Raw genomic sequence first — 17121 nt, forward strand, 5'->3', positions numbered from 1 at the left:
GGCTCGTCTTGTTCTGCCCACCGTGAACGGCAGACAGTGTTTGGGCTTCGGTGGCATCACTACCGAAAACCGCGGTCGGCTACACGAGAAAACCCCACAGCTCCTCATCCCCGAGACGCTCCGAGCCAGGTTTTCTCGTCAGAGCGATGTGATCAGACGTGGCGTCCTTGTGGCTGTCGAGTGCGCATTGGTACGCCACCTGGTGGTGGAGATATAAAGGAGCCGCACCGGGTCACGAAGCTATCCGTTCGCCGCCGCGTGCACGGTTTCGGTGGGGGCGTCTGGGCTGCCCTCGGTCATTGAGGGGTGATCCCAGGTCATTGTGAATCGGGCCCCTCGGCCCGGTGCGGAGTCGATCTTCACGTGCCCTCCGACAGCTTCTACCCGTTCGATAATCGATACCCGAACGCCTAGCCTTCCCGTGTCGATGCTGGGGTCGAATCCTTGACCGTCATCGGAGACAACGACCGTCACGCATGTGTGTGACCAGCGAACGGTGACGGATCGTTCGGTGACTGTGGGGCCGGCGTGCTGGGCGCTGTTCACCAGTGCCTGCAGCGTCGCGGCGATGAGCGCTTCCGCCGCAGCATAGGGAATCACGTGCTGGTCTGGGCCCGCGGTGACGAGTGCGACGTCGACCTCGAGTTCGGTGCGGAGTTGCTCGAACCGCTCCCGGATTTCCGCGGCCGTGATGGGCCGGTTATGTCGGTGAATGTCGTCCTCGGTGTCCGCGATGACATTCAACGATTTTAGGGCCATGCGCGCGGCGACTCTTTTCGCCTCAGCCGTGTCGGCGCGAGTGACCTGCAACAGGGTGGAAAGCACACTGTCATGGAGCAACGCGTCCACGGCCAGGCGCTGCTTCTCGTTCTCGTGGTCTTGGGTTGCGGTGGTGTATTTCGCCGTTGCCGCTGCATGCGATGCATCAACTTGAGTCGCGGCCCGTCTGAGGAGCGCCGCGACCACAGCTACTGCGATGCCGAGAACAAATACGTAACCGGAGTCTTGAAGTGCCTTCTCCCACCCGGCCTGACCGCCGGAGGGAGTCATCCGAATGACACCCCACGCGATCGATACCACCAGCACATAGGCGCCGGCGGCCGCCTCGGAAAACGCGACCGCAGCTGCGGCCATCGCTAAATTGCACAGACCCCAAATCCAGGGCGTTCCCGGCTGGACCACATTGGGATCTGCCACAGCGACGGGCCATGACACCACCATGCCCAGGTACGCCACCGCAACAACACCTGCAGCCGGCCGCACCCCGCGACCGACTATTCCCGCCGTCGCGCTCCCGGCAAGCCCTCCGAAAAGCAACAGCCCGAACACCCACGCCCACACCTGACCCATGACGCGTTGACCGGAAAACGCAGGACCAACAGACAACGCCCCAAACGTGAAAGCGGCCGCGGCGTACGTCCGAGCGATGACTTTCTCAGTAAGGGACGAATTGATGGCCCCGGACAGATGCGTCGCAGGACCGTCTCGCGCGATCCGCCCAATCTGGCGAAACATCTCCATAACTCCGACCCCCGAACTCGGGACTCCGGCCCGCCCATTCAGAGTAAGGAACACCCGCCTGTCCTGGCAGGGGCTCTGCACCCCCAACCCACGGGCCAATACTGTTTTCCCCACCAAGCCCATACGCCGCCGTGCGGCCCTACTCCGGCGCGAGCTCGGTGGCAGAGAATTCCGCCGGTGGGATGTGATCCGACGAATGAACGCCCTTTCGACCACGTTGTCGGGCCGTTCGCCGCGCACTGCTCGCGGGGAATGCAGCCAGCCCTATCCCAATACCCCAACCTCGGTGTCGGTTAGCGGCGTCACAGTCGGAGGGCGTCCCGGCAATATCCTGTCTGGGTGAAGCTCGTTTCCTGGATGCGTTGGCAAGACGGCAACGACGAGGTGAAGCTCCTCGAAACAGCGACTGAGCTGCACATCTCGATAATCCGTTCAGGAATTGACACACCCGTCGCAACCTACCAACGCGGTCAAGTTCGCTCGATTCTGGACATCCACTCGGGTGGAACATGCACGCTTCGCGTCCAGGGAGACGACGGCGTCGAAAAGGTGTTTCGCTGCCCGGCGGTTATCTGCCCGGGCCTTCTTCGCACACTTCGCAAGTTTCAAGGAACCAACCCGGAGGCGTCGCTCTCCAGGGAAGACCTGCTCGCGGGCGACTGACCGGCGACCCGCCCATGATCAGAGCCGCGCGGTATCGGTTCGACTGATCTTTCCCTGGACGGTTTGATCGTTTCGATCAGGCGACGCCGATGGTGCGCGCCGGCAGTGCAAGGAAATCGGTGTACGTGAATTCTGTAGGAGAGGACGAGCCCGGAGAGGCGCCGGCAGGGGCCGAGGGATTTTTCGGAACCAGCCTGTCGTCGGGGTGATGGCGACGTTTAGGGTAGGCCGCAATTCGGATCGGCTTCGCCTCAGGATGGGGAAGATAAAGACTCACGCGGTGACCGTCCGGATACCCCGGGTACCCGTATTCAGGGAGCTGGTGAGGCCCATCGTCGAGGTGGCAAAGAAGACGTGTACGCGGCTTCGATCCCGCTGGTGTGAGAGATAGAGGTCTAGCATCGTTCATCTCGATTCCGGCGGCCTGCACCACCTGAGGGAACATTCTCTGTCGGGTCCTGCCGTGAATCAAGGCCCTAGCGCCACCGTAAATTGGCGCCTTAGCAGCATTATCCAACCGTGCTCCGGCAACTCCTGACACCTCCGTGCCGAATGCGTTTTTTGACCTTTCGCTCTCGCCGGCACCCACTAACGGCACGCCTCGAGCGGGCGTGGGATCAACGCCCAAGGTTCTGGCTGGTGCCATTGAGGGTCGATTGACTCGGTGGGCCGGACTGTTCCCGTGCCTTCGTGTCTGGACATTGCGCGCAACGCCCGGTTGCACCTCCGGCGGGTGGGAAGGTGAGTGCGGGTCTCCTCGCCCGGGCAAGGAGACCCGCGGCCATCCCAGAGAAGAGACCGGATCAGTGGAGTCTCCTGGCTATGGCCTTCGCTGGTTACCAACCAGCGCACCCATTTTTTCGTTCCCCGGGCGCACAAGACGGTCTTTGCGTTTTCCGGCCCTGCTGGGCACACGGACTACCACCGCATTTCGGCTCCAACACCATTCCCGGGCCTGACGGCGCGCGTTCTGGGGGTTCCACCGCTTCACGGTCCGGGCAAAAATGGTCGGAAGGGTGCACCGTTTCGGCTTCATGCTGGAGCCCCAAAGTGAGCCTGCCACCCGAAAGACCAGGGAATAAGTCCATGTACGAGCTTCTACGACCAGTGATGAAAGCCTGGTACGCCCGAGAGATCGCCGCCGGGAGGTCCTCCCCGAAACCCCTCGACAGCCCCACGGTCGTTGCTAAACAACCCGACGCGGACAAGGTTCTCCTCATCGGCAATGGTCCACTCCACGGGTGGGGCGTCCTCACCCACCAGTTAAGCATCACAGGGCACCTCGCCTACGGAACGCAGGCAGAAACAGGTCGCCCCTGCACGGTTCACTACATCGGCGATGAGGCAATGACGATCGCGTCGACCCGGGCATGGATCGGCGACCACGACCTCACCCAATACGACGCCGTCGTGACTGTTCTGGGGATGAACGACGCTGTTCGGCTGACCCCTTTGAAAAAATGGGATGAGCACTACCGGGCCCTCCTCGAGTTCTTGACCGAGCAGACCACCCCCGGCACACCGATGGTGGTCGTGGGGTTGCAACCTGTCCGCTCCGTCATCCCGTTCAACAAACCGTTGGGGAATGTGGCGGCGTTCCACGGCGGCCGGATGAATAAAATCCTGGAAGACATCGCCGCGGACTTTTCGGCCCTTACCTACTTCCGCCTCCCGGAACCGGTCATGGACCCACGGATGCCCCTCGGGTCATCGTCCATGTACCGATCGTGGGCGGCAGACATTGCTGCGTATCTGCTGCCCGCACTGGACATGGCACGGTCTCTCCATTCCGTGCCCCGTGAACCATTAGCGCGCGAGCAACACGCCTGGTCCGGGACGGAAACTCTCATCCACCAGGCCGAGGACGGTGGGTCCGCTGAGTTGCAGCGCCTCGCCGCTCTGGCCATGAACACCTTCTCGGTAGACCTCGCCGGGGTGTCACTGATCGATGGCGACCGGGTCTGGTTCGCGGTCAACACCGCGGTACTCCCCAAGTCCGCCCCCGCTGAACTCGTGTACTGCAACACCGTCGTGCAGCAGCAAGCGCCCCTGCTGGTCGAGGACGCTCAAAGGGACCCGCGGTTTAGAGGCAACGCGTTCATCGATATCACCGGTATGGACTTCTACGCCGGACATCCCCTCACCTCCACAGAAGGGGAAACCATTGGCACCTTCTGCCTGTTCAACAGCTCCCCTAAAGCTGCAGAAACTATTTCCATGGACGCTCTGAAAATGCTTGCCGTGCAAGCGGAAACGGAACTCCGCCGGTACGAAAACCCGCCGCCGACACCGGCGCCAACTCCTACCAACCGGCCCGCGCAGCACTGACCATCCTGACCACACCAACCGTCCTACATCGACCCCTCATCACCCGGTCCGAAGGAGCACACCATGACCACCCAGACCGAAAGCAGAACGTACGACGAGGTAGCACCCCTGTCGCAAACATTGCACCGGCTCGACGAGGCACACCGACGGTTCCGCGGTCACGTCGCCCGAAGCCTCGCCATGACACCCACCGAGCTGACCGGCCTTCTGATCATCGCGACCAGCCCCGGTATCAGCCCGAGCGCTCTCGCTGCCGACCTCTCTATTGGCGACGGCAACACGAAAGCGCTCATCGACAACCTTGAAGACGCAGGACTCCTCCGCCGCATCACCAACACCGCCCCGTCGCAACCGGCAGCTCTGGAACTTACCAACGCTGGGCACGAAACACTCACGAGAATGAGGACCGGTTACCGGCAGGTACTCGGTGAAGCAGACACCGATGGGTCACTCACCGCGATTCTCTCCCAGCTCGACAACATCACAGGGACCCTCAACACCGCAGCAAAAAACAGCCACCCTAAGTTTTAGCCCGCGAGAGACTGTCGCGGAATCCCCTGACGGGCCCCGCTCCGTTCGAGCAAGTCGTCCGCACCGAGGTAAGCGGCAGACCAGGATCGCGGCCCGCACAGCGCAGACAGCCCACTAGAAACAAGGCTTGTGCAGATGTGTGTGGCTGCGACTCGTCGGCCCGTCTCGAAGCGGTGGCGCCTAGAGTCCTGCGACGCCGACGCAATCCGGTTGCCGAGCTGTCGCAGGACTCTGCGGGTGAATCCTCCAGAAGAGGCGCTGGCTCCTGTCCCGGCCAGGAACTCACCGGATTCGGGCCAGGGTGTTCCCTCGGGACCTTCGTACCGAGGACTGAAGCATCTTCACCGTACGTACACCAAGCCCCCGCCCGTCGACCCCCGTTCTGGGTGTAGCACTCCGCAAGAAAAGAGAGTCGACATGGACACGCCTGGCCTGAAACCGCCTCGAACTTCGGAAACGTGTCGAAATCAAGACAGATATGAACATGCCGAGTCGAAGCGGTCTATGTTTATCGCCACTCCGGTCGAGATCTTCTCCTGGAGCGGGTTGTACCCCTCCAGGGCAGCTCACGACGGGGTGGTACCGGTTCGGGTCCGTGCCACCCCGTCTCCATGGTCCGCACGGCCACAACACTGCCGCCGACTTCTCCGCCGCCCAGAACCTCACCGCCCATTGGCTGAAGTTGCCACTGCCGAATTCTCTGACACGATCGAGTCCATGGCCAAGACTCCTCTTGCAACCCCTGCAGCAGCCCCCGACCTCGCAGCTGCGACGGCCATGTGGTCGGACTATTGACAGTCGCGACGGCACCAGGACGCCGTGGACTCCGACTACACGGTGGAACACTTCGGCGACACCGCGAAGCTCGCCGACGAACTGCTGCAGATCGTCCTCTCCGGAACCAAGAGAGCCACCTCTGAGCTCGTGTCCGAATTCACCCACCGAGGCGACCCCCTCCCCCGCATCGGGTCGCACTGGATCGCCTGCGACGGGGCCGGCGTCCCTCGCATCGTGATCCGAAGCACGCAGCTGCGGATCGACACGTTCGACGGGGCCGACGCCGCATTCGCCTACACAGAGGGAGAAGACGATCGCAGCCTAAGGAGCTGGCAGATCCAGCACCGGCTGTATTGGGAACGGACGAGCGCCACGCGCGGCGCCGACTGGTCAGAACTCGATGAGATCGTTTTCGAGTACTTCGCAGTGGTGTGGCCACCCGAACACGCGGACTGGCCTGAGATGTCCTAGGAAAGACCTTCCCGACATATATCGCCCGCAACTCGGGGCCTCCCCGCCCGTTGTCGCCCTACTGCGCTCTCTCTACCGTTCATGGGAAACGAATCGGCAGACCTCTTAGCGAATTACCGGTGGACAAAACTGCATTGGTATATGCTTTTCACATGCCAGTTCCTTTGCCTGTAGAAGATTCCTCGCCGCGCCGCCTCCTTCGCGATGTCGTGTTCGACAAGATGGTGGCGGCCATCATGGATGGCACGCTAGAACCGGGCGAACGCCTGAACGACGACGAGCTCGTCAAATGGCTTGGTGTGTCCCGGACTCCGATCAGGGAGGCCATCGCCCGGCTGAACGCCTGGGGGTTGGTGGAGATGGAAGCGAACCGGTACACCCGCATTGCGAAGAAAGACCCCGAGGCCTTCGCGGAAGCGTCCGCTTTTCTCGCCGGCCTTCACGATCTCGCCGCGCAGTGGCCAGGCGTGACAGCCCCGAGAGATCTAGGAAAGGCCGTCAAGTCGGCCTCTGCCAAGATCAGCAACCAGGACGTCGACGGGACTCTCGAGCTGCTGGACGCCTACGGGGCGATGGTCGAGGCGACGGGCAATGCCCTGTTCATCGAGACGGAGCTGCCGTTGCGGACACGGGTGAAGTTCCTCAGCCCTGACGACCCCGCCGACTACGACTGGGCCGCCGTCGCCAAGCGAGCTGCAGCACTCGCCCGCTAACCCCCTGGCTCCACCCGTCGACGGCGGACGGGCGGGCCCGCTGACCGACACGGCTACCTATAGCGAGTCGGGTTCCTCGTGCGCTCTACCGGTTCTCCGTTGTCGACCAGGGATTGCCGTTGGGGATGATGCCGCGGTGCCCTTTCCAGCACGCTCAGTTGCGGTGATTGAACGCGGCCCGGTAAAGCCAATCGGCTTCACGGTCGAGCTGGGCGACTTCCGGGTCGCGGGTGAAGTACCCGGCCATGAAGCCGGCCTCGTAGATGTGCCGTTCGTGCTCGGTGAGTTCCCACGGATCGATCCCCTCGGCGGGATCTTCGTGCTCTGCGGGTGCGTCCGCGTCAGTCGGTGGCGGGGGGGTCCTCTTCCGCCCATGAGGTCGAGTCCATCATTCACGCTCCCACGGTCTCGTCGTCGCCCGCTCCCCCAGCAGCCACCCGGTCAATCTGGTCGGGGCGGAATCCTCCCCAATGGTCGTGCTCGGAAACGACGATGACGGGGGCGGTGAGGTAGCCCAGCTCCTTGACGTATTCGAGAGCGGCGTCGCTCTCGGTCACGTCGACCACGTCATAAGCGCGGCCCCTGGCCTCGAACGCCCGATAGGTCCTCTTGCACTGCATGCAGTCCGGTTTGGAGTAAACGGTAATAACGATCAAGGCCCCCTTCGTTGTCCTTCGATTTGGTAACAGCAGTGCCTCCTCTTGCCTGTGAGGTGAAAAGACTAGGCGCTTATTAGTTGGTTTCTGTGGCGAGCTGGCCTTGACCGCACCGGCACTGGGTCAGTCCCGCGGAGGCCTCTGCTGCTCCAGGCTCATTGCTGACGTATCCGACTCCCACCGGAGAAGGACCGCCACACGTCTTGCAGACATACCCGGGCGCGGCACCCTCGTAGTGCACATCGCCCTCCTCGTCCCCGACTGCGTGAGCGGTGACCCATCGGTCTGCGGCGTGGCCTGCTCCAATGGTGCGGAGCATCCCGGCGAGGGCTTCCACCTCGGTGCACGTGAGCCGTGGCCCAACGTGGTTCATGAGTAGCCCGTCATTGAACGTGTCTGCGAAAGCCTGCGCGGTGTCGGTGTCGATGGTCGTGATGTTCTTGCTCCTCATCCTCTCCACGTTTTTTGCCGTGATTCTCAATCAGGTTTGTCAAGCCGAAACGAGGACTCGAGTTGGTCCTGACTGTCACTCCCTCCGCCACGCCTTTTTCGCCTGGAAGGTACGAAGTACCGGCAGGGCCGCAGACGGGAGGGCACCCCGGAGGGTGGCGGAGGAGAGATTGACGGCGCGAAATGAGGGAGCGCAGCGACCGCGTGCCGGCAAGGTCGGAGGAGGCAGCGGCTTGCCGCTTGCGTGAACGACGGAGGCCCGTATGCTGCCGCAGGCTTCCAGGCGAGAAAGCGCGCAGCGCAGAAAATACGACGCAGCCGGAGGCGGGCGACCATCAGCTGTTGGCGTCACTCGATCAGGGATACTCAGATCACGATTGATGACGCCGACATCTTGAAGGCACTCCAGCCGACAGCTGGTCAAAGCCTTGACCGTCCCCACAGCGGATATTCCTTGCGCGTGATCTCCGCCGTGGATGGGATAGTCCACGTGCACTTGACCCGGGGTTCTTTGAACGCCCATGTTCGGGTCAATATGCCCTCGTCGGGTTTGCCCATGCCGTGGCTCTTCGCAGGGTCAGAAGATGCCGAGGACTGGGTCGGGCAGCTTCTTGTTTCCTTGACGAGGAGGTCGACACCGGGGGGCTTGGCGCAGGTGTCGTTCGCGAGGACATCAATGGCGACAGCTACGTCGTCATCACCGGGTACGGGTTCAAATCGACCGACAAAATGAGACACCAAAAGCTCGACAAGCTATTCGGCCCACATGGCATGTCGCCTGCCCCCGGACGCGAGGTCTAACGTCGGCGCAAGCCAATCTGCCATCGGGCAAACGCGGGGTAATTCTCCCAATTAAGCGTCGAAGACGACGGGTAAAACACTCAGCGGATGGATATAGAACAGCGCGCGGTTGAAGTCCCGGCAAGCCCTTGGGGAGATATTTCTGCTACTCGGTGATCGCGGTGACGGGAACGACGGAAGCCGACGAGCCTCTCTCCTTGGGGTGCAATGGACCTCGCCGCCGCGCGCGACATCACTCGTACGGAAGCATTCCTTGCCCCCATGGGCGAGACGATGGACAGTGCTAGCTGTCAATTTTCTAACCGTATTAGTCAGGAGTTTCATGAAAAGATCACATTTTGGCCCCCAATGGGGGGTCATGCGATGTATAACCGGCGACTCCGGCGACTCCCTGCGGTTTCGAAACGCCCGGAAAGCTGAGCCGGTTTGGCGTCTGTAATTGCGTCCGAAGTAGGCTCCCGGGACCGGGACCCTACGTGAGACTGCCCGGCGTGACACAGAAATATTTAGCCAGGCTGTACCGCGCTGGCACCCACTTAGTTGCCGAGCTTGACAAGCTTTCCACGTCGGGCGAGCAACGGTTTACCGCGCGCTAGAAAGGCACGGCACGAGAGAAGTCCATACAGCCGGACAGCCGGCATCGTAATCAGCCCGGGTACTGGTGCAATCGAGGAAAACATCAAGGCGACCACCTAGCCAGCGGGCGGTCGGAGGCTAGTCTGAGAGGCTGGGCAATAGTCGGCGTCATAGCTCGATCATGGTCGCAGCGTCCGCCGGTGTCGCGGCGGCTCGCTGCCCAGCAAGGCCAGCGCCACCACAGCCGGGTGGACAAGCTGACGAACCTTTCCGGATCTGCTGACCACACGGTCTTATCGGCCGAACCTACAAGCCGCATTCAAGTTCGTTTGAGCTGCCGAATGCTCAATTCGGCCGTTCAGTGGTATTGCAGGTCAAGGCAGCATCTGCTCTGGTTCTACGGTTCGACCGCTATGAGGACCGAAACGGAAACCGAGCCCCTGATAGGAAAAATGCTGATCAGATTACGAACGAAATTAATTTGGTCGTCCCGAAAGGGGGGTTGGTTCGGTCTTTATCATGAGGACCTGAAGGACTTAGTTTGTGTGCGTGTGGTCGTGACAGCCGGCCCCTTGACTCAGAAAGCACACCCTTATGCCGCTCCTCGCTCCCCGTTTGCGCCTTGTGGGCGTCCTCCTCACCACATGCTTGGTGGGCGGGTCCCTTGGCTTTGGTTCTGCTGCGTTTGCTGAGACCGCCACTGGCTCAGACAGCTCGTCGGGCGCGGTCGCCTCGACGCCTGACCCTGGTGCCGGCATCGGCATCACTTTGACCGGAAGCGCCACGCCCGGCTCCAGGGTGATTGCGACTTTCACATTCGATTCATCAATCGATACGTCGGTCTACACGGTCTTTCTCGTGGGAGCTGGCGGGTACGGCACCGGCGCTAAAAGCACAACAACCCTTACTCGCGATGTGACCACAGCGGATCAGGGCTACCAGATTCGGGCCTACGTCAGCAAGAGGATCGACAACAACAGCTCCACGACAGTGAAAGAGGTACGCCTAGGCGTTGTGCAGGGCGGCACAATCACCCCCGCAGCCGTGACCTTCAAAAACTCAAACTCAGAGCACGCCCTGACAACACCGCACACCGGTGACGTCTTGTCGCTGGACGATCCGAATCTGTACCGGTGGGCACCGAGCAATCAAGGCACGATCACCTATCAGTGGAAACGTAACGGCCAACCAATTGATGGAGCTACCGGTGCGACGTACACGCTCACCGACTTAGACGTGGGAACCACCATCAGCGCCGCGACGACCGATGTCATCGACACGTACGGTTCGGCAACCGTGGAAAGCCAGGCGACGGCCGTCGTGCTCGGCAACACCGTCGGAGCCGGATCACAGGGGTTGCTAACAGGAACCCCCATGGTCGACCAGACACTTCACGCCACCCCCGGTGCCGACTGGACCCCCGCCAACCTCACCTTCCACTACACCTGGATGCGCGACGGCGTCATTATTCCCAAAGCACCAGATTCTCCTGACTACGCCGTGGCCGCCGCCGATCTCGGACACGTCATCACGGCCGAAGTCACCGGCAGCAGACCCCTCTGGACCGACACCTTTCGCACTGAAACACTGCGGCTCCCCACCGGCGACCCGATCCAAGCCGCCAATCTCACCGCGTCGAACCTCAAGGCCAGACTGTCTGGTACACCCCGACCCCGACAAACCCTTCGAGCTACCCTGGCTAACGCCCCCGTCGACACCGAGGTCACCTACCAGTGGCTCGTCGATGGAGAGCCCGTCTTTGGGGCCACGAAGCAGACGTTCCTGACCCGCTGGTACGATGCCGGCTCTGAGGTAAGCGTTCTGGCGACCATCACGAAACCCGGCTACACCGCCATCACCACCAGCAGCTCACCCCAGACCATCACCGACCAGTTCATCGTCAACCGTGCCCCCCGCATCTCCGGGACGCCCGGAATGGGCCGCACCCTCACCCTCATCGGGGCCCAGTACGGGCCGACCGGAGCGTTTGAGAGCTACCAGTGGTACCGCGACGGTCACGCCATCCACGGCGCCACAGACACCACCTATCAGCTCACCCCGAAGGACGCCAGCCACACCATCACCGCCGGTCAAACCATAAAGAACTACGGGTTTGACTCGCTCGACCTGCGAAGCACCGGCATCACGCTCCTCAAGGCACTCACCACCAGCACCCCTACCGTCACCGGCAGCAAGAAAATGAACACGAAGCTCATTGGCCACGCCGGAACCTGGGGACCAGAAGCTGTCCGGCTGACGTACCAATGGTACCGGGACGGCCACGTTATCCGAAGCGCCACTAGCTCCAACTACACGCTTCGGGATGCAGACCGCGGCACCAAACTTGTCCTCCGAGTGACCGGCACAAAACAGGGCTACTACGTGCAGACTAAGGCCAGCACACCAATCTCGATCACAAGTAAGCCCTGAGTCAACCGCCTTAAACTACGGCCTCAGGCTTACGCCCGTCCCTCTTGTTCGCTGCGTCCATCCCGGGCGGACCAAAGTAGGACACCTCTGCCGGCCTTGAAGCACTTGGCGTCGAGGCTGGCAAGTGGCAGACCGGGTGGTGCAACGGCAAAGTGGGTCACGGCACCACCCGGCAGCACCATCCCGACGCAGTGACGGAAGTGCGGCGCATGATCTTGCTGTCCCGACACTTTGCTTGAAAAGCCGCCTGGCCACAATCGCTTTGCTTACCGGCGTCGGGTCAAGCGGGCCCACATCTTCTGGAAGAGGCCTCGAGTACCTGGGTAGGTGACACAGAGGACGTCGCCGGCGTGGTTGTACTTAATCGTTCTCCCGTCGACGAGAGTGACATCCATTTCGTCCAGCTGCGGGTAATACACCCGCTTGCGAATCTGGTCCCCGTGTCGGGCAGCGACGACTGCATGGAGGGTCGGATGCGGACAGGCCTCAAACCGTACCGGCTCCACCCGTGACCCCCGAACGGTCGGGTCCCAAACATCACCGGTCAAAAGAGCCTGCAGTTCTTCCTCAACGAGGTCTCGCTCTTCCGGCGAATGCTCTGCCACCACGAGTGCCCTCTCTTCCTACTCCGAACACCCCCATGTTCCTCTGCCGCGTCCGCTCCCGCCCACACAGAGCGGCCGACGCGAGGAGTAAAAAGTTGGGCGCCGAGCAAGACACCAATATTGGAAGTCCCAGTCCTCTTCTGGGGACCGCCACCTTTCTGCAGTCGCACCGCCTGCCGCCCCGCATCCCCTTTCACCCAAAGCCGGCCATAGCTGCCGTTCGAGATTGCACCGGTCCACATTCAGGTCCGAGGCTTTCGCCTTGAATAATCAACACCGGTCTTATTTCGAGCTAGTTACCGGTCGAAACCCCGATCCGCCATCTCCGTCGTCCACGTGAGAAGACCCCACCGTTCACCGCCCGCACTTTCCACGGCGGGAGTCTTCGTGAGAGCAATGTGATGCGAGCCCTCGGGGCTGTGGGGGTAGAGGGCGCATTGGTAGGGCATCTCCTCGAAGATGTGAAAGGAATCGCATTGGAACACGGCTCAACCGTACGACGCGACGCGCAGTCCCACTCCCACGACGGGAGGGGTTGATAGCGCTGGTCAGATGTTCCCAAATCACCACGCAGCAGGCGCCATAACCTGCCCGCGGGGTCGACCTGCACCTGCCCTCCAAGTTGGCGGGTGAAGTCGGTTACCTCCGCGTCGTGTTCTTCAAGCGCAATTTGCTTCGGTAAAGCAGAAAACCCCCGACTCCGAACAGGATTAGCAGGCTCAGTCCGAGCGTTTTGGGTTCATACTTCGGTCCCGTTTCAGCGAGTTTCTCGACCACGGGCGTGGGTGAGTCGGCGGTGCGCAGGAAGGCGTCGTGCATGGAAAGAACAACACCAGTTTCGGAAAATGTCGTTATTCGGTACCAATACGACGCACTCGGTCGAAGCTGGTCGATGGTGGTCGATGTTCGCGGCGCGGGGATGGTGACCGTTCGCAGCAGAACGCGCTGTCGAGCGTCGGCGTATACGTTGACCATGTACATGTCGGCTCCGCGGACCGCAGGCCAAGTTGCTACCGCCGCATTGGGATCGTGTGACTCCTGGGGTTTGTTGTTGTGGGTGTGTGTGGAGGTCACGGTCACGTGCGTTGCTGCGCTAGAGCCGGCGTAAGTGGAGTCTCCGGAGTAGGTGCCCTTGATTGTGGCCGTGCCTGGTTCGATCGAGTCAATGGTGCAGGTGCTGTCGGGAAGGTGCACCGTGCACAGGGTCTCCTTGCCCTGCGCCACCGTGATGGTCCCGGTGGCCTTTTGGGGTAGGCCGCTGATGGCCACGTGGGAGCGTGTTCCCCATGCTGTTGTCGGTGTCCCGGTGATGGCAAGAACCGTCGCTACTTTCGTGATGCGGAACAATCGAGTTGGGCTGGTGGCTTTTTCGTGGTTGCCGTCACCGCTGTAGAACGCAGTGGCTCCGTGCACTCCCACCCCGACCGGGATAGCTGCAACGCAGGCAGTGGCGGGTAAGGCGACTGAGCAAAGAGGCGTGGTGTTGTCGAGCAGATACGTCACCGTGCCGGTCGCATCGGTAGGAATGGTGCTGTCTGCGAGGTCGAAGCGGGTTCGTTGGCCGTAGGTTTCGGCGGCGTTCACTCTCACGGTGGGTGTCGAGATGGACTGTTTGGTGACGGCGAGGGTGGCGCTGGCGGCGGCAACGGGCGCGTAGTCAAAGTCACCGCTATAGGACGCCTGAACTATGTGGTCTCCGGTCGGGAGACGGCTCGAGGGCGTGCAATGGCTGGCCGGGAGATCGGCCACGCACAGTAGCGACCCACCCTCGGTGAAGTTGACACTTCCAGTTGCCGTTGCTGGGAGACCGGAGATGCTCAACGGCACGGGCGCACCATACGTGGCCGTTGCAGTTCGGTTTCCGTTGATCAGGGTGGTTGCTGCCAAGGTCACCCGGTCGACTTGATACGGGATGTCGGGTGTCGTTGTCGGAGCTATATGGACGGCATCCGTAGGGGTGTAGACGGCGCGAAAGGCATGCTCTCCCACCCCCGGAGGAGCTGTAGGTGAGCACGCAACAACGTTGCTGCCGGCGGCTTTCACGTGGCAAAGAGCAGTGTCTGTTTCGGTGTCGATGAACGTGATGGTTCCCGTGCTTCCGGCGGTGGGGCCAGTTGCATTGAAGGCAATTGGGGTGCCGTATTCCGATCGTGCGGGGGAAACTGTGGCAACCAATGCCGACGGTATCCGGGTCACAAGCACCGGTTCTTGGGCCGAGTCCGAGGGGCCGTCGTTGGTTTGGCCTGCGTAGTGAGCAACGACGAGTCGATCACCAACCTCGAGTGCACCAGTGGTACACGAAGCGGCGTTGGATTTGACCGGCACGGTGCAGAGGGTGTTCCCGAGGTTGTCCGTGAAGGTGACGGGGCCCGCAAGCTCTCGTTCGTCCTCAGAAGAAATGAGCGCCGTGAGTGTGACCGGGTCCCCGTAGACGCTCTCCTGGGAGGAGGTGTGCAGGGTGGTGCTGGTGGCTCGTGGGATGACGGTCACCCGAGTGGAGGTGTACACGGTGTTTGTTGTCGAGGAGGAGCGGATGCTCGACGAGATTGTGAGGGGAGCTGGAGAGGCATCAGCGTCGGCTGTGTACGGCACCAGCAACGCCGGGATGTTTGCCGCGGCCGGGGACCTGGCGTTGTCGGCAGACGTGCACACGCTGTGTTGGCCGTCCTCCAAGCAAGTCCAAGCAGTCGCTGGTGTGCCGCTGTGGGGTGTCAGCCCCGGAGGGAAGGTCGTCGTCACCTGAATCTTTTCCCCATGGTCGTCGCCAGCCGATGCCGTTTGCGGGGTCACCGTATAGGTCCCGCGGGTCCCGGTGGTCGTAGTCAGGGGCCCGCCCTCAACAACTCCGAGCGTTGGGGCGGGCCCGCTGAGAGACCGCATCTGGAACTGGTCGACTTCATGGACGTCGGTTGATCCGCCGGTTGAGGCGACCCACCCATACGTCAGCTTGTAGGGGTAACCCTCGGCGTCGTAGTAACGGGCGTCGTACCCAGAGGACCCCGGCATGACCCTCGGAAGTTCTCCATTGAGGAAACTAACGGTCGATGAGCCAGCGAGCCGGTAGAAGACTGCGAAGGATGTTGGTGCGATTGTGTGTACACCAATGACAGTCCCGTCCGCGTCGCTCAGACCGCGAGAGTTTGCCGGTTCGGAAGAACGGTTGACGACAATCTCGACCGGCACGCTAGATGCGTCACGGTCCGCACCTCGAAGCTGATTCGGCTGCACTTCGTTTGTGCTCAATAGGCAATAACCCTGCGTCTCATTGCCGGGTCCGCGAACGGAGACGCTAGGAACCACAGACACCGACGGACCAGTGCAACCGCTGCCCTGGGAGGCTTGGTTACGGAAATTCCCGTACGCATCCAGCCCGATCCCGAGATACCCGTTAGGAAGTCCGGGCGTTTGACCGCTGGCGCTGTACCCAAGGGAACCGCCCGGGGCGCCAATTGCTTTCGTCACAGCCGGCTGGAAAGGGTCGACTGCTGCGAGATAGAACGCAATTCCGTCGGCGCCGGAGCCTCCGTACTGGTGGCTGTGAAAAGTCACGTCCAAACCCTGCGCCAGGGGAGCTGCTTTGACTGCAGCGAGCCCTCCAGACTGGTTGTACCCGGAAGGCGTCAGCCGAAGCACCCCCCTCCCTGGCGCATCCGCCGCTGACCCACACCCCGGCACACCCGCCTGCGTGACGTCTCCACTTGCAGTCAGGCACGCCTGGTTATCGGCGGCATCGCGGGCGGCAAGCATTGGCTTAGTCCACGACTCAGCGTCGCCGACAGCCGGCCCCGTAAAAGACTCTGCTGCGTACGATGATGCCGCCGGTTGGGCCTCAGCTCGGCCCGGTCGCAAACCAACAGACGCCAAAACGACGCCAAACATGGCGACAGTAACGGTCACGACGATGAACGACTGCAAGCGAGCCCTATGCCGTGCATTCAGACGTAAGAACACAAGCGATCCTGTCGGGTCAGGAGATACGAGAGACCCGCTGCAACTGCAAGCGACCCTTGGTTGCCAGGCTACTCAGCACGGGCGACGTTGATGGTCCCCAAAGAAGGGGACATGCCAGAGTCCACAGCACCCCGCCCAAGAACCGGGGAACAAATTCTAGAGACGGCCGGTCTCTTCGTCGGCATGAGATGCTGCAAGCCGTGCCCGTTGCAGGGGTGAACCTTCGAGGTTGACCTCGACCAGCAGGTTGAAGACGTCACTGTGAGAGTCTCGGCCGCAGATCCCAACCGTGCAGAAGCCGCGATGTGTCCGACGTGGAACCAAAGACGGGTATCGCCCGGGCGGCCATTACGGTCCGGAAACAGAACTAAGCGCACAATGCTTCGACCGTCGAGCACCACTCGCACCCGGGCCACGCGTCCCTGGTTGGCCATCTCGGATAAATACTTCCTAACCTCGACACTGACGACGGCATCGAGCCCCAGGGAACCAGCCGCGTCCTGAAAGTCTTGCCCTCGTCACCCGGGCGACAAAGCACCCAGAAATGAACCGGGCGGCGCCACGGTCAGGTCGATTCAGGGCGCCACCCAGCATTCTTATTGTGCCAAACGCAGCTGCCTCAACCCAAGCCAGGCAGGCTGGTGTTTC

General features: G+C 61.8%; 10 protein-coding genes. 7 read left to right on the forward strand and 3 right to left on the reverse strand.

Annotated elements, in window-relative coordinates; genetic code table 11:
• Window positions 1-240: 240 nt before the first annotated feature.
• Complete coding sequence (locus ITJ49_RS15390; protein WP_228514581.1) at window positions 241-1521, reverse strand: sensor histidine kinase; 1281 nt, start codon at window positions 1519-1521, stop codon at window positions 241-243.
• A 339-nt stretch (window positions 1522-1860) separates the two neighbouring features.
• Between ITJ49_RS15390 and ITJ49_RS15395 the strand changes: the two genes are divergently transcribed.
• The 5 genes from ITJ49_RS15395 to ITJ49_RS15415 all read left to right on the forward strand — a co-directional run bounded on the left by ITJ49_RS15395 (window position 1861) and on the right by ITJ49_RS15415 (window position 7004).
• Window positions 1861-2184, forward strand: coding sequence for a hypothetical protein (locus ITJ49_RS15395; protein WP_194606461.1), 324 nt, complete (start codon window positions 1861-1863; stop codon window positions 2182-2184).
• A 1086-nt stretch (window positions 2185-3270) separates the two neighbouring features.
• Window positions 3271-4512, forward strand: a complete 1242-nt coding sequence (locus tag ITJ49_RS15400; RefSeq protein WP_194606462.1) for a GAF domain-containing protein — start codon at window positions 3271-3273, stop codon at window positions 4510-4512.
• A gap of 63 nt (window positions 4513-4575) precedes the next feature.
• Window positions 4576-5043 carry a MarR family winged helix-turn-helix transcriptional regulator gene (locus ITJ49_RS15405; protein ID WP_194606463.1) on the forward strand — a complete coding sequence of 156 codons (468 nt, stop codon included), beginning with the start codon at window positions 4576-4578 and terminating at the stop codon, window positions 5041-5043.
• A gap of 819 nt (window positions 5044-5862) precedes the next feature.
• On the forward strand, window positions 5863-6291 hold the full coding sequence (locus ITJ49_RS15410) for an ASCH domain-containing protein (protein ID WP_370544556.1): 429 nt from the start codon (window positions 5863-5865) through the stop codon (window positions 6289-6291).
• A gap of 119 nt (window positions 6292-6410) precedes the next feature.
• On the forward strand, window positions 6411-7004 hold the full coding sequence (locus ITJ49_RS15415; protein ID WP_370544557.1) for a GntR family transcriptional regulator: 594 nt from the start codon (window positions 6411-6413) through the stop codon (window positions 7002-7004).
• Between the two features lie 392 nt (window positions 7005-7396).
• Here the strand turns inward: ITJ49_RS15415 and nrdH are convergent, their stop codons facing one another.
• On the reverse strand, window positions 7397-7657 hold the full coding sequence (nrdH, locus tag ITJ49_RS15420) for a glutaredoxin-like protein NrdH (RefSeq protein ID WP_194606511.1): 261 nt from the start codon (window positions 7655-7657) through the stop codon (window positions 7397-7399).
• A 2598-nt stretch (window positions 7658-10255) separates the two neighbouring features.
• On the opposite strand from nrdH, the gene ITJ49_RS15425 reads away from it, so the two are divergent.
• Entirely contained in the window at window positions 10256-11917 is a 1662-nt protein-coding gene (locus ITJ49_RS15425) for a hypothetical protein (RefSeq protein WP_194606464.1), read from the forward strand.
• 1244 nt (window positions 11918-13161) lie between these two features.
• On the opposite strand, the gene ITJ49_RS15430 is transcribed toward ITJ49_RS15425, so the two are convergent.
• On the reverse strand, window positions 13162-15012 hold the full coding sequence (locus tag ITJ49_RS15430) for an Ig-like domain-containing protein (protein ID WP_194606465.1): 1851 nt from the start codon (window positions 15010-15012) through the stop codon (window positions 13162-13164).
• On the opposite strand from ITJ49_RS15430, the gene ITJ49_RS15435 reads away from it, so the two are divergent.
• Window positions 15002-15265, forward strand: coding sequence for a hypothetical protein (locus ITJ49_RS15435; RefSeq protein WP_194606466.1), 264 nt, complete (start codon window positions 15002-15004; stop codon window positions 15263-15265). The two genes, ITJ49_RS15430 and ITJ49_RS15435, sit on opposite strands and share 11 nt — an antisense overlap.
• Window positions 15266-17121 lie beyond the last annotated feature (1856 nt).

The sequence above is a fragment of the Frondihabitans sp. VKM Ac-2883 genome (genome assembly GCF_015350875.1).
In the GTDB taxonomy this organism is placed as follows: Bacteria; Actinomycetota; Actinomycetes; order Actinomycetales; family Microbacteriaceae; genus Frondihabitans.

Excerpts from the sequence above, each read along its gene's own strand:
- ITJ49_RS15390 (WP_228514581.1), bottom strand. The coding sequence starts at position 1,521 with ATGGAGATGTTTCGCCAGATTGGGCGGATCGCGCGAGACGGTCCTGCG.
- ITJ49_RS15405 (WP_194606463.1), top strand. The coding sequence starts at position 4,576 with ATGACCACCCAGACCGAAAGCAGAACGTACGACGAGGTAGCACCCCTG.
- ITJ49_RS15400 (WP_194606462.1), top strand. The coding sequence starts at position 3,271 with ATGTACGAGCTTCTACGACCAGTGATGAAAGCCTGGTACGCCCGAGAG.
- ITJ49_RS15435 (WP_194606466.1), top strand. The coding sequence starts at position 15,002 with ATGACGGTCACCCGAGTGGAGGTGTACACGGTGTTTGTTGTCGAGGAG.